The 15,416-nt window shown below is 58.7% G+C and carries 13 protein-coding genes and 1 pseudogene; 1 reads left to right on the top strand and 13 read right to left on the bottom strand.

What is annotated here, in order from left to right; translation table 11 throughout:
* Positions 1-22: 22 nt before the first annotated feature.
* A pseudogene (locus VVD49_RS13955) lies at positions 23-160 on the top strand (IS3 family transposase); the annotation flags it as partial.
* A 172-nt stretch (positions 161-332) separates the two neighbouring features.
* On the opposite strand, the gene VVD49_RS13950 reads toward VVD49_RS13955, so the two are convergent.
* The 13 genes from VVD49_RS13950 to tssA form a co-directional block, all read right to left on the bottom strand.
* The gene (locus VVD49_RS13950) at positions 333-869 is read right to left on the bottom strand and encodes a hypothetical protein (RefSeq protein ID WP_327599792.1); all 537 of its coding nucleotides are present in this window, start codon (positions 867-869) and stop codon (positions 333-335) included.
* 109 nt (positions 870-978) lie between these two features.
* Positions 979-2,280: a hypothetical protein gene (locus tag VVD49_RS13945; RefSeq protein ID WP_327599791.1), complete on the bottom strand. Its 1,302-nt coding sequence runs from the start codon at positions 2,278-2,280 to the stop codon at positions 979-981.
* Between the two features lie 183 nt (positions 2,281-2,463).
* Complete coding sequence (locus VVD49_RS13940; RefSeq protein ID WP_327599790.1) at positions 2,464-3,312, bottom strand: hypothetical protein; 849 nt, start codon at positions 3,310-3,312, stop codon at positions 2,464-2,466.
* Between the two features lie 217 nt (positions 3,313-3,529).
* Positions 3,530-6,259 carry a type VI secretion system ATPase TssH gene (tssH, locus tag VVD49_RS13935; RefSeq protein WP_327599789.1) on the bottom strand — a complete coding sequence of 910 codons (2,730 nt, stop codon included), beginning with the start codon at positions 6,257-6,259 and terminating at the stop codon, positions 3,530-3,532.
* Between the two features lie 140 nt (positions 6,260-6,399).
* Complete coding sequence (gene tssG / locus VVD49_RS13930; protein WP_327599788.1) at positions 6,400-7,428, bottom strand: type VI secretion system baseplate subunit TssG; 1,029 nt, start codon at positions 7,426-7,428, stop codon at positions 6,400-6,402.
* On the bottom strand, positions 7,404-9,284 hold the full coding sequence (gene tssF, locus VVD49_RS13925) for a type VI secretion system baseplate subunit TssF (RefSeq protein WP_327599787.1): 1,881 nt from the start codon (positions 9,282-9,284) through the stop codon (positions 7,404-7,406). The genes tssG and tssF overlap by 25 nt, the downstream gene beginning before the upstream one ends.
* An 11-nt stretch (positions 9,285-9,295) precedes the next feature.
* Positions 9,296-9,805 (bottom strand): type VI secretion system baseplate subunit TssE, encoded by a 510-nt coding sequence (gene tssE / locus VVD49_RS13920; RefSeq protein WP_327599786.1) that lies wholly within the window; start codon positions 9,803-9,805, stop codon positions 9,296-9,298.
* A complete protein-coding gene (locus tag VVD49_RS13915; RefSeq protein ID WP_327599785.1) occupies positions 9,798-10,664 on the bottom strand; it encodes a type VI secretion system accessory protein TagJ in 867 nt (288 codons plus the stop codon). The genes tssE and VVD49_RS13915 overlap by 8 nt, the downstream gene beginning before the upstream one ends.
* A 56-nt stretch (positions 10,665-10,720) precedes the next feature.
* Positions 10,721-11,227, bottom strand: coding sequence for an Hcp family type VI secretion system effector (locus VVD49_RS13910; protein ID WP_327599784.1), 507 nt, complete (start codon positions 11,225-11,227; stop codon positions 10,721-10,723).
* Between the two features lie 178 nt (positions 11,228-11,405).
* Positions 11,406-11,891 carry an Hcp family type VI secretion system effector gene (locus VVD49_RS13905; RefSeq protein ID WP_327599783.1) on the bottom strand — a complete coding sequence of 162 codons (486 nt, stop codon included), beginning with the start codon at positions 11,889-11,891 and terminating at the stop codon, positions 11,406-11,408.
* A gap of 107 nt (positions 11,892-11,998) precedes the next feature.
* The gene (gene tssC / locus VVD49_RS13900; protein WP_327599782.1) at positions 11,999-13,492 is read right to left on the bottom strand and encodes a type VI secretion system contractile sheath large subunit; all 1,494 of its coding nucleotides are present in this window, start codon (positions 13,490-13,492) and stop codon (positions 11,999-12,001) included.
* Between the two features lie 58 nt (positions 13,493-13,550).
* A complete protein-coding gene (tssB, locus tag VVD49_RS13895) occupies positions 13,551-14,051 on the bottom strand; it encodes a type VI secretion system contractile sheath small subunit (protein ID WP_327599781.1) in 501 nt (166 codons plus the stop codon).
* A gap of 169 nt (positions 14,052-14,220) precedes the next feature.
* The gene (gene tssA / locus VVD49_RS13890; RefSeq protein ID WP_327599780.1) at positions 14,221-15,285 is read right to left on the bottom strand and encodes a type VI secretion system protein TssA; all 1,065 of its coding nucleotides are present in this window, start codon (positions 15,283-15,285) and stop codon (positions 14,221-14,223) included.
* Positions 15,286-15,416: the final 131 nt, after the last annotated feature.

Below are 15,416 nucleotides of genomic sequence, written 5' to 3'. Positions count from 1 at the left end.
CACTGAGAACACTACCAAGGTGTCACCAAACCATCCGCGACGGGAGCTCGACGTCAAAAAAACAAACACGGTCCGGGTGACCGACATAACCTACATCCGCCCCCACCAAGACTGGTTGTTTCTGGCAGTCGTTCTGGATTTATTTTTGCGACAGATTGTTGTGATCAATGAATGCCCAGATGACTCATGCAGCGCTGGGCTGTCTAGAGATCCGAGCACGACTCAGCAACGTTGTTACCTGAAAGCTCCGACAGGACAGTAGCCGAGGCCGCTTGCGAATTTCAATAATCCGCAGAGAGGATCAAGCTCCGTTCTGACTTTTTTGTCCGCACTCAGAGAAAGAACTTTCGGCGAGTGTGTTTGGCTCCAAGCTCTTCCATGAACAAGCGCGCGAATTTCTGGCAGTTGTTGTGCAGGAGCTTGTAGTCGGGACCACACTTGCGCCGGGTAGCGAGGAAAGCCTCCAGAAATTTCTGCGGGGTTACGGTTACCGGATTTGGCGCGTAGGTTGTGCTGTCTTTGTAGTACTTAACTTGTATGTCTTGCTCGAACATGATTTTCGAAGTGTCATCAGTCCACAAGCCAAAGTTAAACAATACGTCACCACCAGTGTTCTCAACGAAAATCTGACTGTGGTGAACGTCTGTCAGCCCCGGCCTGGCTGTGAAGTGTCGATACTTGTGACGAATTTTGACGGACGCACCAGCCTTAAGAAGTTTGCTGATCTCAGCGACGATCTCACTATCGATATTTCCCGTCGCCCTCCCCTCCCCGCTATAGCCCTTTACAGTATTGGAGTTGGATTGCTGGATACTTTCGTTGGGTGTGTTGCTTCGTGACCCGATCAGGGCAGAAAAGAAATTCGGCATGGCAATAGCACTCGCTTGTTGTGGAATGAAAAAATACTCTCCCATCACGCGAAAACAGGATCGGAGAATCAGTCCCGGATTCCGCTGCCACCTGATCCGGCCTACTTGCTCAGGCGTGCAGCGGGAAGAAGGCCGGCCATGGCACAGCGGCCAGCTCATGCCCGTAGCGCCCACCGCCAATCTCGACCGTGTAAACCGGGTGATCGACCAGCAAGCCCTTGGCCATCAATGACGCACGGATTCCGTTGCGGTTCGCCATGGCACGGAACAATACGGGATCAACATTTTTCAGAGGCGCCTCGCCGCTGCCGGTACTCTCGAAAATGGTCTGATAGGCGCCCGGGAATGCAGCCGCAAAACAGGCGCGATGGTGTTCATTTACCCAATAGCTTTCCTTGCCGCCGCGCGTATAGGTGTCCATCTTCGAATGCTTGGCAAAGTCACGACGGCGCAAGCCCATGCCGATGATGCGGTTCTTGAGCCCTGAAGTCTGGTACTTCGCATGTTCGGACAAGGACAAGACCAGTCGCCCGTAAGCCTCGCACATGTCTTGCGGTGTGCTCAGGTGGTTGTAAGGCGTACCCGTCAGTGGCGTTCCCCAGGCACGCAAGCAGCCGGCCGCCAGATTGCGGGTGATATGCGCAGCATCGACCGGCGTACCTGCAATGACCTGTGCAGCATGCACGCCGGGCATCGGCAACAACACAGCCGTCGTGACCTCAGGATCCATCGCCATGCGGCTCCAGTCCTGCGGCTTGAAGGTCTTGCGCATCTCATGCATGGCCAGCACGGCGACATAGCGGCGAACGTTGGGCTGCAATATGCGAGTGTCCTCCATGGTCAAACCGGCATCCTTGCCGGCAACCGGATCAACACCAAAGATATTGCATTCGATGGACGTGCCAAAAACCTCGTGCATCAAGTGCGCGATGCGAATGCAGGTCACTGCACCCCGGCTCCAGCCGACCAGGTTCACACGGTCGATGTCCTGGCCTTTCTCGAATTTCAGGTCCTGGATGATGTTGACCGTGCGCAGCACATTCTCGTCCCAACCCTGACCATCGACATTACCCTTCATGTTCGCCATGAACTTCGTCTTGCCCCCAGTGTTGCCACGGGCATGATCAGCAAATGAAGGGGAAGAGAATGGATTCGCGCGCTGGCCTAGCGTGCGCGACGTCTTCTCGTTGCCCGTCATGGGGTTGATCTGCTGTGGCAGAGCGATGCCGCCCTTGCCACCGTGACCCGGCCCTTCGTTGATCATGTAGCTGCCGGCTTTCACCAGCGAGCCAGAGAAGCTCACACAGTTACCCGCCGTGTGGTCGTGGAACCAGGCAACGAGTTCATCTTTCTCGCGCCCTTTGACGCTGTTGAAGCCGGTGCCATGGCAGTAAACGGTAAAAGTGGTCATTGAAAAGTCCGTCGATATTTCACCTCCCCCTGTTGAGAGGTTTTTCGGGAGAGAAGCTCGCTCACGTAGTGAGTAGTAACCGCGCCGTACCCGTCAGACCGATCGTTCGGAAACTCCACGGAAAGTCATGACAGAGGTATCTGTGTGATAGCCGCAAATAGTCATGCGGCAAACCAGGCCCGATTAGTCGTCATCGAATCCCAGAGCACGTCGCCGGCCATGGGCGGCCGCTACCATCAGTTGCCTGACCTCCTCCACATCGGTTGGGCCAGTTCTGCGCAAAATCTTGATTTCGGTTGGCGCCTTCATGATCTGTCTGCAATGACGCGCAACAAAGCTGAAGTGGCGATCATGGATCCGTCCTGAGGATCCCGGATTGTTCATGATGCTGTTGGTCGTGTAGCCAGCCTGGCTGTACATCGCAGCATCATGGATGACTTGACCGAACCCTTGCAGCGACACCGTGTTGTATTCATCCGGGCAACCGATCATGTGGCCGAACTCATGGATACAGGCTTCGCGATTGCCGAACGTCCAGTCACGCATATTGTCGCGGTCGTGCAGCTTATGCACATCGACGATGTACTTCGGTTGCGGCGATCCGGGATCCACCCATTCCAGGTCAAACATCAGATCGTAGTAACGCGTGCGATTGGGTGCTTCCTCGACGATCACGGTCGCGACGTTCCAGGCCGTGAGGATGTGCGTGCGGAAGGCCGATTTTTCTTCCTCGGGGAAATACGTCCCGTCGCTCATGCTCCCCCCAATGCTGACTTTCACTTCGACGACGGTGCCTCGCTTGATGATCTTGAATACGACAGGCCACTCGAATTCCACGCCGGCAAAATCAGGATCGTTGTTGCCGAACTTCTGTTTCACGACCTGATTGACCTGAACACCCGCGTTGTTCTGTCTCGCCTGTGCCAGGCGGGCAGCCAGAGCCGCTTGGTTGAAAGTCGCGGCGTTACCGTTGATGAGCTTGTCCAACTCTTCGACGGCACCATCATGGTTGCGGCTGCTGTTGCGCCACATTGGCCCTTGCGACTTCTTCCAGTTGTCGAGAGCCTTGCGCAAGGCCGTCAACTCCGAGATGTCCTTGATCGTCTGAATCTTCTTGAATTCGGCATCGACTGCTTGCAGCTCGTGGCTGCGAGGCTTGAATATTCCGCGGTTGGTGCGGTCCTTCCACTCCTGATAGTTCATCCTTTATCCCCTCAGGCTATTTGACGCTGGCGACCAAGCTCGATCATCAAGCAAAGGTGTAGGAGAACTCGGCGTTGTTGACGCCTACCGTCACACCACCTATTTCCTTGCCTTCCATCATGCGATTGAGGAACTCGCGTGAGATGTCCGGCAGCATCGTGTTGGTGAGGATCGCATCGATCATGCGGCCGCCCGACTCGCCCTCCGTGCAACGCGATACGACGAGTTTGACCACGTCTTCGCCATACTGGAATGGAATCTTGTAACGCGTCTCGACACGCTTCTTGATGCGGTTCAGCTGCAGCTTGACGATCTCGCCCAGCATTGCATCCGACAGCGGATAGTAGGGAATCGCCACGAGGCGACCGAGCAACGCAGGCGGGAAGATTTTCAGCAGCGGCTCGCGCAACGCCTTGGCCATGCCTTCCGGATCAGGCATCAGGTCAGGATCCTTGCACATGCCCGCGATCAGATCGGTACCCGCATTGGTTGTCAGCAGGATCAGGGTGTTCTTGAAGTCGATGAAGCGGCCTTCGCCATCTTCCATGAAGCCCTTGTCGAACACCTGGAAGAACATCTCGTGCACATCCGGGTGCGCCTTCTCCACTTCGTCGAGCAGCACCACGGAATAAGGCTTGCGGCGCACGGCCTCGGTCAGCACACCACCTTCGCCATAACCGACATATCCGGGAGGCGCACCCTTGAGCGTCGAAACAGTATGTGCTTCCTGGTACTCGCTCATGTTGATGGTGATGACGTTCTGCTCGCCGCCGTAAAGCGCTTCTGCCAAGGCCAATGCCGTCTCTGTCTTGCCCACACCGGAAGTGCCGGCCAGCATGAACACGCCGATCGGCTTGCTTGGATTGTCTAGGCCAGCACGCGAGGTCTGGATGCGCTTGGCGATCATCTCCATCGCATGGTCCTGACCGATCACGCGCTTGCCCAGATGCTCGGCAACCTTGAGGATGGTCTCGATTTCGTTGCGTGCCATGCGGCCGACCGGAATGCCGGTCCAGTCACCCACAACGGCGGCCACGGCTTGATAGTCGACGGTCGGCAGGATCAGCGGAGACTCGCCCTGCAGCGCATGCAGCTTGTCCTGCACAGCGCGCAGCTGGGTCTGCAGCTCGGTGCGCTCGGCATCGCTCATGGCAGGTGCGGCGGGCGCAACTGCAGGCGCGGCTTCCGCTGCGGCCGCTTCGAGATTGCTACCCGTACCTTCGACAGGCTGGATGCCGGCACGCAGTTTTTCGCGCAAGGCCAGCAATTCGTCGACCAGGCCCTTCTCTTCAGCCCAGCGCGCATCCAGCGCAGCGAGTCGTTCCTTCTCTGCTGCCAGCAGCGAAGTGGTGTCCACTTCGCGGTTGCCGATATCGACGCCAATGGCTTTCTCACGGCCGATGATGCCCAGCTCCGTTTCGAGCGCTTCGATGCGCTTGCGGCTGTCGTCGACTTCGGCCGGCGTGGCGTGCAGGCTCACAGCAACGCGCGCGCAGGCGGTATCGAGCAGGCTCACGGATTTGTCTGGCAGCTGGCGTGCGGGAATATAGCGGTGCGACAGCTTGACGGCGGCTTCGAGCGCTTCATCGAGGATCTGCACCTTGTGGTGCTTCTCCATCGTCGACGCGACCCCGCGCATCATCAAGATCGCCTTCGGCTCATCAGGCTCGTCGACCTGCACGGTCTGGAAGCGACGGGTCAGTGCCGGATCCTTCTCGATATGCTTCTTGTATTCGGCAAAAGTCGTCGCGCCGATGGTGCGCAGCTGCCCGCGCGCCAGCGCAGGCTTGAGCAGGTTGGCTGCATCACCGGTACCGGCAGCACCGCCAGCGCCGACGAGGGTGTGCGTTTCGTCGATGAACAGGATGATGGGCTTGGTACTGGCCTGCACTTCATCGATGACAGAGCGCAGGCGCTGCTCGAATTCGCCCTTCATGGAAGCCCCGGCCTGCAGCAGGCCGACGTCGAGCACCAGCAGCGACACCTCCTTCAGCGAAGGCGGCACGTCGCCACGCGCGATGCGTTGGGCAAAGCCTTCGACCACAGCCGTCTTGCCGACGCCCGCCTCGCCGACGAGGATGGGGTTGTTCTGGCGACGACGCATGAGGATGTCGACGACCTGGCGGATTTCGTCGTCGCGACCCACGATGGGGTCCATCTTGCCGCTGCGCGCTTGCTCGGTGAGGTCGGTGGTGAACTTCTTCAGCGCTTCCTGCTTGCCCATCTGCGCTGGCGCCATGGCGTCGCTGACCTCACCCGGCGAGCCCATCGAAGAGCCATCGCGTGCAGTGAGTTGTTCTTCCGGCGAAGCACTGACGATCTTCGCAAAGTCTTCGGTCAGCGTGTCGGGGCGGATCCGTTCGAACTGCTTCGAAATGGCCACCAGTGCGTTGCGCAGGCTCGGCGTCTTGAGCATGCCGACGATGAGGTGGCCCGTGCGTACCTGCGATTCCTTGAACATCAGCGAGCCGTACACCCAACCACGCTCAACAGCATTTTCAAGGTGTGTAGACAGATCGGAAATCGAAGTCGCGCCGCGCGGCAAGCGATCAAGCGCAGCCGTCATGTCGGCAGCCAGCTTGGCTGCATCCAGCTCGAAGTGACGCACGATGTGGTGCAGATCCGAGTCCTGGTTCTGCATGATCTGCTGTATCCAGTGCTCAAGCTCAACATAGGGATTACCGCGCAATTTACAGAAGACAGTGGCACCCTCTATGGCCTTGTAAGCAAGGCTGTTGAGTTTGCCGAACAAGGCCACACGGCTGATTTCGCTCATCTGCTGGTTCTCCCGAGAAACGCTGCCCGCAAGGCCGCGCTATTTCTTGTAAAGGCCTGACAGGACTGCCCAGACCGGATTTCAAAACGGCCACATCAAGTGCGGACTCGATGCAAGCCAGATAGCTTACGTGGGTGGATTCAGGCTGCGGCCTGATTGCCACCCTTGCTCATCAGTCGTTCCACGTCGAGTATCAAATCATCGACGTCTGCCACTTTTTTCGGTCTGCCCAGCCAGCCTGTCCAACCCAGACGACCTGCAGCCCCCAACTTGCTATCCGGCAATTCGTCGTGCTTGAGAATCAGCCGGGCGTCCCAGAAAAGTTCGCCATTGGTATATAGGCGCACCCAGTCACGCAACGCTGGCAGAGCCTTGCCCGTCGGCAGGAAGTCTTCGAACTGCTTGCGGGTAAGTGGTCCGACATGCAGCCGGATCTTGCCCTGCCGATCCCAGACGCGTTTGCCGACAACGGCAGTCCGGCCGAGCTGGCAATTGCGCAGCTGCGATTGCTCGCTCGCGGGCAATGACATCCAGTGACCAACGTATTGCTCGACACGAATCGGCAACTTGAAAAATTCGGAGAGGATCGAAGCCAACCCGTCTGCATTGCGCACCTGACGTCCGAGTGCCCCTGCATTGAACAGCTTCGCGTTATCCGGGATCGCGTCGCGCTGACGCAGCGACGGCATGCCGTGCCCGACGAGCGCACCGACATAGGTTGCAAAGCGGTCATCCGCCCGACGATCCAGATTGACCGTCGGCTGCGCCTGCGCCCAACTACGGTAGAACAGCGCCAGGAAGCGGTGATGGATGACATCCAGAAAGCGTGCAAAGGTTTCGTCCCCCGCATGGATCAGGCGATGCCGGGCGTACTCCGTGAGGTGCAACGGAAGGGGGCCATTCGGGCCGAGCAAGCCAAAGAAGCGCACCTCCAACCGGGGAACCGCGCCATCCTTGCTAACGAACGCAGAGAGGCTCGCCGGCGCAAACGACATCGACGGCTCCTGCCCCAGGCGGATGGGCTCATCGGCTGGGCGCAGCGCCGTGCCCCAGCGCGGCTTGTCCGGAAACTGACATTCGATGCGCCGCATCGCCTGGAAGAAATCATGGGCGAAGGGCTGCTTCGCCAGATCTTCGAAGAAGGCTAGATGATCGGTCTTTGTCCGCATCGAGGCCCCCATCGCATGATCTGCCCGCGGCTGAGCGAGCGCAATTCAGTTTGTGTAAAGCTGTTGAGCGAAGCGTGGCGTGCGAAGAAGTGCTCCATCACACATCCAAACAGGAAGGCCCCACCGCCTTCGAACGCAAGCTCGTCCACCTCAAGCGTCACTTGCAGGCCGCGCCCGAAACAGACCGGCCCTGGAAATGGCAGGCGCGCCACAACCGGCGCAACGCTGACCGACTTCATCCCGTCTACCTGGCGCTTCAGACCGGAGTCTCCGGTTGTGGCATAGAGCGCGAGCATCTCGCGCAAGGCGCTGGCACCTTCGTCGCGATTGCTGTCGAGCAGCGACAGGTAGTTGAGCGACAGGTGACTGATCAAACGCCACGCGACCGAGCCTTCTGCCAACATCGAATACGGCCGTGACGGGCCCCGCACGCAGCGAATCGATTCGACAGGCGCGGCGATGTCCAGCGAGAAATCCGACTTGCCCGCGCCCAGTGGCATGATGATGGGCAGATCGCGGTTGGTGCACAGCGCCTGGATCGAGAGCTGCCGCAGCTCCGCACGGTACGGCGCTTCACGCGGATCTACCAGCGACAGAAACACCTCGCTGCCGATGTAACCGGTGCGCGGTCCGACGCGCTTCTGCTTCTCGGAGTACAGACGCGGCTCGCGGCGCGCCGTGTAATAGGCGTTGTCGTTCCCCAGATCGGAGTGATAGTCGGCGTAAAACGGCAGGAATCGCTGCTCGTCGCGCGAGCCCGCCGAATGCCCCGACACCTCCGTGATCTCGTAGATCTCGTAATCGAGCGGCTGGGTACGGTCCGGTACGACGTGAAACTCGTGCGAACTGTCGCTGATGTGGATGCGATCTGCGCGTTTGGCGAAAAGATTGATTGCAGGTGTGCAATGCAGGAGCAGGTTGCTCGCATCCACCACGCTCTCCAGCATCGCATCGCCCTGTGCAAACAGGATGATGATTTCCAGCTCGGAAACAGGATGTGCCAGGGCGGGTGCCAGCCCGGACATCTCGAAAAACATGAAGCGATCCGGGAAGGAAAAGTACTCCTGCAGCAAGCGATAGCCGCCAAAACCGCGCGACTTCGTTGGCAGCAAGGCCTGCTCGTCGTCGTAGCCGGTGAGCTGGACTTTTTCCGGTGGAATGAAATGTTGCCAGGCAGGTGCAGCCCCCGTCGGCTGTACGACGATGCCCAGCGTCGAAGCGCCGATCAACTCGCAGAGCTTATAGGCAATGTCATGCGCACCGCCCAGATGCAGCGGCAGACGATCGAGGCTCAACTGGTTGAATGTCAGCCCACCGGTCGTACGCAGGTTGAAACGGATGCCGCCCTTGACGCGCCCGCGCAAGGGCAGCTTTGCCAGTTGCAGATCCGCGGCAAAACTGAAATAGCGCGCTTGCGTAAGCTCCAGCGGCCACAACTGTATTTCATGCGCAGTGCGGAATTCGCAAGCCACGCCTTCGCCCTGCCCCGAGCTGCCAAAGCTGCTCCGGAACGGCGCGCCGCGCGGCAAGGTGACGCCCTTGGCCAGGTTGGTTTCGCCGGGAATCGGATTGAACTGCGCGATCAGCATCGACGGCGTGGGCGCCAGATAGTGCGGATGCAGCATCTCCAGCAGGCGCTGGGTGAAGCGCGGAAACTCTGCATCCAGCCTCAGCTGCACGCGAGCAGCAAGGAAGCCCGCGCCCTCCAGCAGACGCTCGACATAGGGGTCGGCAACCTCGATGCCATCCATGCCAAGACGCGCGGCCACTTTCGGAAACTGGCGCGCAAACTCCGCACCCATTTCACGCAAGTGCTGAAGCTCGAGGTTGTAGTAACGAAGTAAGCGGGGATCCATCGACTGCCGTCTCAGTAACTGCCAGCGTCGCTGACTTCAATCAAACCGCTTTCCAGATCAAGCTGGGTACGCAGCATCAGTTGCAGGGGAACAGGCTGCGCCCAGACCATCGCCTCGATACTCACGCTGACGATGTTGTGCCAGTCCATGATGTTGTCGGACTGGTTTGCAATCACGCGCAAGGTGCCGGGAATGATGCGTGGCTCAAACTGGATCAATGCCTCACGGATCGCTTTTTCGACATCGCTGACATCGAGCGATGAAGCCGTCTCACCGGAAAACGACGGCATGCCGTAGTTCAACACCGAGCGCTCGACCTCAGGCCAGTCGGCCAATCCGTCACGTGCCGTAGGGCGCGAGGCATTGAGCAGCCAGGTCAGGTCACGCAGCACGGCATCCCGCAGCTGCGCTTTCGTGAGGACGCGCTTGTCGGGTGACTCCACTTTCTTGTCCGGCTCATTGTCTTCCAGCCGGTCAAGCAAGGCCGGCTGCAAACGATCCTGGGGCAACAGATCAGCCATGGGCCTGATCGCCCTCGCTCTCGCCTTCCACGTCGTCCGCTTCACCCTGCGGTTCGTCAACCGGATCGAACTGCAGGCTGCGCACATCCAGCAAGGCGAATTCGCCGACATCCGTCACCAGCAGGCGTTGCCCGAAGCCCTGATATTCACCCTCGTGTGTTTCAACCCACTCGGTCTTGCGGGCAAGCTGGATCAACCCGTCCGTCGAACTCTCCGACCCCGGATAGCGCGTCGGAATGACGCCCACAGCTTCGCCGCCATTCGTGAACAGGAAATGCGCTGGCGCCCACACGCAATCACGCAGATCCTCGGGCTCCTCGATATCGAGTCGCTCAAGGCGAGAGTACGGAATCCAGTAGTACTTGCCATTGATCACGGCTTCGCACACCGGGCCCAGGCGCGTGTCGGCGTCTGCGATCCAGTTGAATGGCTGGCCGTCCAGCTTGCCGGTGGACGAAGGAGCCAGATCGAAAGCCTGCTCACGCAAGGACTTCGCTGCGACCCGATCGCCTCGTGCGGCAACGAGGTTCGATTCGATCAGCAGCGCCAGCCACTGTTCGGGCTGACCAAACAACAGAGGAGACTTGCTACCAGCGAACACTTGGGCGCGCAGCACTTCGCAGCGCAGGGCTTCGCGATACATCTGCGCCATCGCCAACGTGGAGGCATCCATGTCGGCAGCCACGTTCAACTGCGTCAGTGCGCGGTCCCATTGCCCGAGCACGGACAGCAACTGAAACAGGAATACGCGGAGTTTCGAGTCCGCGGGCTTGGAGCGGATTTCAGCCTGCAATCGGGCCAACGCCCCCGTTGGATCACCTTCTTTGAGAAGCTGTGCGGCTTCATCGGCTGCAGACATCGTTACGTCCTCTCTGGATGATTCATTCCTTGTCCTCCGTGCCTGCGCCTGTGGCGTCAGACCGAGGGACTGATATCGGTTTCGAAGCTATTGGCACCACGCTTGCCGCCGGTTGCATCCTGCGGCATGTATTCGACGGAAATTTTCTGGAAGCCGATCGACACCTGTTCCACCACCTGATGCACTTCCGTCTCACTGGCGCGCAGATCCACGGAACAGATGCGCGCTTTCTCCAGCGTGATCTTGAAATATTCGACAGGGGAAGTGCCACCGGCTTTGCGCACGGTGAGCACGGCCTTCTTGATGACTTCGTTCGAACGCAAGGCGGACATCAGCCCGGTCGTGGCGCTGTCTACAGCCTTGGTAAATACGAGTTCGTTGACACTGATCTGGTTGGAGCCCGCTTTGCCAGCAGCTGCAATGGTCGAGCTTGCATTGCCACGCATGCCCCAGGTCCACGACTTGATCTGGATTTCATCAGGATGGGTGAGGTCGGCTGATTCGCCCTTGATCGGGCCCATGCGCCCGCCTTCAATCTTGATGAACATGTCGCCAGTAGCCACGACAGACCTCCCAGAACGGCCAACAATCGAATGGCGCAACATCATGCGCCAGAATAAAAGCCGACTGCCCACAAGAAAATGCTGTGCCAGCGAAACACCGGCACAGCGTATCCAGCGATGGCAGTCGTCGGACTTTGACGTCCGGGTGCACTAAGCAACGTGCACCGGGCGATCTGCATCAGCCGATCGGCTTGTTGGCAGGGATGTCCCATGCCGCGGTGCTGGTCGTACCCTTGCCGCCCGTTTCGGACTGGGTCGTGTACTCGACCTTGAACTTGGCGAAGTTCAAGCTGACGTTCTCGGTCAGGCGATCTTCGCCACCGCTGCCGCCGGTCGACAGCGACGTCACCAGCACGCTGTCCAGCGTGATCTTGATGTATTCCAGCGGCGTATCGCCAGCCTTGCGCACGGTCAGCACGGCTTGCTTGATGTGCGTGCCCTTGGCCGCTGCGAGAATGAGTGCCGTCGAGCTGGAGTCAACATACTTGGTCAGGGAGATATCCTGAACATTGACCTTGCCTGCACCACCACCTGCACCGCCGTGGAACGTACCGCTCTGGCTGACACCCCAGCTCCAAGCCAGAACATCGATGGATTCCTTGTGGGTGGAATCCTTCGACTCGCCCTTGATGTCGCCAATCTTGATGAACATATCGACTGCCATGATTACTCCCTTCGTGAGTTTACAAAATGCAAATGAGGCAATTTGAGAGGCACTGCACTGCCCGGCAGTCCCTCCCGAAACCGATCAATGAATCCCGGACCGGCGAATCAAGCACCCTTCGCGGATGGCAGTTTTGACACCAGACGCAAGGACACGGTCAGACCTTCAAGCTGGTAATGCGGGCGCAAGAAGAACTTGGACGTGTAATAACCTGGATTGCCCTCGACTTCCTCGACGATCACTTCAGCCGCAGAAAGCGGACGGCGCGCCTTGGTGTCTTCGGAGGAGTGCGCAGGATCACCATCCACGTAATTCATGATCCAGTCCTGCAGCCAGCGCTGCATGTCGTCACGCTCCTTGAACGAACCGACCTTGTCGCGAACGATGCACTTCAGGTAGTGCGCGAAGCGGTTGCAAGCAAAGAGGTATGGCAGGCGCGCTGCCAGATTTGCATTTGCGGTCGCATCCGGATCGTCGTACTCGGCCGGCTTGTGCAGGGATTGCGCACCGATGAAGGCGGCGAAATCCGAGTTCTTCTTGTGGATCAGCGGCATGAACCCGTTGCCGGCCAGCTCGGCTTCACGACGGTCTGAAATCGCGATTTCGGTCGGGCACTTCATGTCGACACCGCCATCGTCCGTCGGGAACGAGTGCACCGGCAGGCCTTCCACCGCGCCGCCCGATTCAATACCGCGGATGCGCGAGCACCAGCCATATTGCTTGAAGGAGCGGTTGATATTCACGGCCATTGCGTAAGCCGCATTCGCCCAGGTGTACTTGCTGTGATCGGCTGCGCCAGTGTCTTCTTCGAAGTTGAACTCTTCGACGGGGTTGGTCTTGGCACCATAAGGCACGCGCCCCAGGAAGCGTGGCATGGCCAAGCCGAGATAACGCGCGTCGTCGGAAGCGCGCAGCGAGCGCCAGCCCGCGTATTCAGGCGTGGAGAAAATCTTGGTCAGGTCGCGCGGATTGGCCAGCTCCTGCCAGGTGTCCATCTGCATCACGGTTGGCGATGCCCCAGTAATGAACGGGCAATGACCTGCGGCGGAAACCTTGGCCATTTCGCCGAGCAGCTCGACATCGGGCGGGCTTTGATCGAAGTGGTAGTCGCCAACCAGACAGCCGTAGGGCTCGCCGCCAAACTGACCGTACTCTTCTTCATAGATGCGCTTGAAGATCGGGCTTTGATCCCAGGCAGTACCCTTGTAACGCTTGAGCGTCTTGCCAAGATCATTCTTGGAAATGTTCATGACGCGGATTTTCAGCTGCTCGTCCGTCTCGGTGTTGTTGACGAGGTAGTGCAAACCGCGCCATGCACCTTCCAGCTTCTGGAAGTCCGCGTGATGCATGATCTGGTTGATCTGCTCGGAGAGCTTTTGATCCAGCTCAGCGATGATCGCCTCGATGGATTTGACCACGTCGTTACCGATCAACTGCGTTTGCGACAAAGCCTGGGCGGCCAAGGTACGGACCGCGGAAGACACCGCATCTCGCGCTTCATCTGTCTTCGGCTTGAACTCACGTTGCAGCAGCGAGTCGAGTTCGCCACCTTCCAGTACTGCCCCCGAAGAGGCTTCGTTTTGTGTCTGCGATTCAGCCATGCTGAACTCCTCTGATTCTCTAAGTAGCTACGGATATCGAATGTCTGTGAACGTCGGATCAGGCCGCGTCTTCAGGCTTGGGGGCGCTGGCGAGGCTTTGCAGCAAAGCTGGATCGTTCAGGACTTTGGAGATCAGCTCTTCGGCGCCGCTCTTGCCGTCCATATAAGTAATCAGGTTGGAAAGTTGCTGACGCGCTGTGAGCAACTTGTTCAGCGAATCCACCTTGCGGGCGATGGCTGCTGGCGAGAAATCATCCATGCTGTCGAAGGTCAGCTCGACGTTCAGCTGCCCCTCGCCAGTCAGGGTATTGGGCACCTGGAATGCAGCACGCGGCTTCATGGACTTCATGCGACTGTCGAAATTGTCGACGTCGATCTCGAGGAACTTGCGATCAGCAACCGGCGCAAGAGGCTCCGCAGGCTTGCCGGAAAGGTCAGAGAGAACGCCCATCACGAAAGGCAGTTGTACTTTTTTTTCTGCGCCGTACAACTCGACGTCGTACTCGATCTGGACGCGCGGCGCACGATTGCGTGCGATGAACTTCTGACTGCTGGCCATGATGACCCTCCCAAGGAAAAAACTGATTGAACCCGGGGCGGTACTACGAAGCACTACGCCCCGACACACGAATCTGCCACTAAACCATCAGGCCGAAGAAGCCTCTTTCAGCACCACACTGACGCAGCCTGACGACTGGTTCGACATCCTGTCACAAAATTGATCGTTCTCAATACTCGGATTTGTTCAATTGATCACCAAGTATCAATTCCGCTTGCTGCAAAGCATCCGGCGCGATCTCGTTAAGCGCTTCCAGGAAGCTCATGTTCACGACGCGCTTGGCGCGCTTGAGAAGTATCTGGGCAGGGTTACTCGGCTCAGCCCGTTCGAGATACTCAATCAATTTGTCGATTCCGGTGACGACATCCTGACGCGACCGGATTTCACCGGAGCGTGACGAACCACCGCCACCGCTGCTTCCTCCTGTCGACGCGCCATCTTCCTCGCCCCAGGCTCCGGCTTCTTCGCCACCTTCAACCGGCGCAACCAACATATAGGCCTGGCGCACGCTGTGCAGTACCGTCTGCAGGGGTTTGAAATCCAGCGCTCTGGATACACCCACCTGCGCTTGCAAGAATCCGGAAATCTTCGAAACCAGTTCGATGGTTTCCTCGATGGTTGCGCCCAAGTCCGCATCCAGCTCCAGTGCTTCGGAGAGCATGCCCGAGACCTGTGACTCGGAATAGACCTGTTCACCCTCACGCGATGGCAGCTTGCCCTGCGCCACCTCCACATTACGCACCGTCAGCACACCGGACTGACGCGACCGCAGCAGCCAGCTGGCGCGCAGGTCGTCAATGAACGCTTCAGAGGCAACCAGCGGCGCCAGCGCATTGACGCGCATCGTCGGATCGTTGTCGTCGTCGGGATCCAGTTCGGGATGAACGCCCGACCAGAAACGCTCAAGCAATCCATCAATCAGCTTCAGGCCTAGCCTGGCACCAACAAAACCTTCGGTCCTGACCAAGGCGCGCGCAAAGTACGTGGCAACGCGTACGTCACGCGTCCGCTGCATCAAACCGTCTGCCAGCTTAAACACCTGGCCCCAGTCAGCGTCCTGCCCTTCGATGGTTACGCGGGTGCCGGTATCCGAATTGGCAAACTCCTGTCCCGGCTGACCACGTGCAGCCTCCTCCAGCTGCATGAACTCCGGGTCGTACTCCAGATTCGGACCACAGCCCGCATCACCATCCAGCGGCGCCCACAGCGCTTCAACATCAATGTCTTCCAGCATGCCTCGGCCTTTCCCCAATTATTTTTTCTGCAGATCTCGTCATCATCAGTCATCGATCGAACCGCTGACAACCCGGCTACGGAGTCAGGCAACAAGCCATCTGGCGCAGTCACGGCAAGTTCGAATATTGG

Source organism: Uliginosibacterium silvisoli (assembly GCF_036017035.1).
Taxonomy (GTDB): domain Bacteria; phylum Pseudomonadota; class Gammaproteobacteria; order Burkholderiales; family Rhodocyclaceae; genus Viridibacterium; species Viridibacterium silvisoli.
Note: the sequence above shows the minus strand (reverse complement) of the source record. Positions and strands in the feature narration are given on the sequence as shown.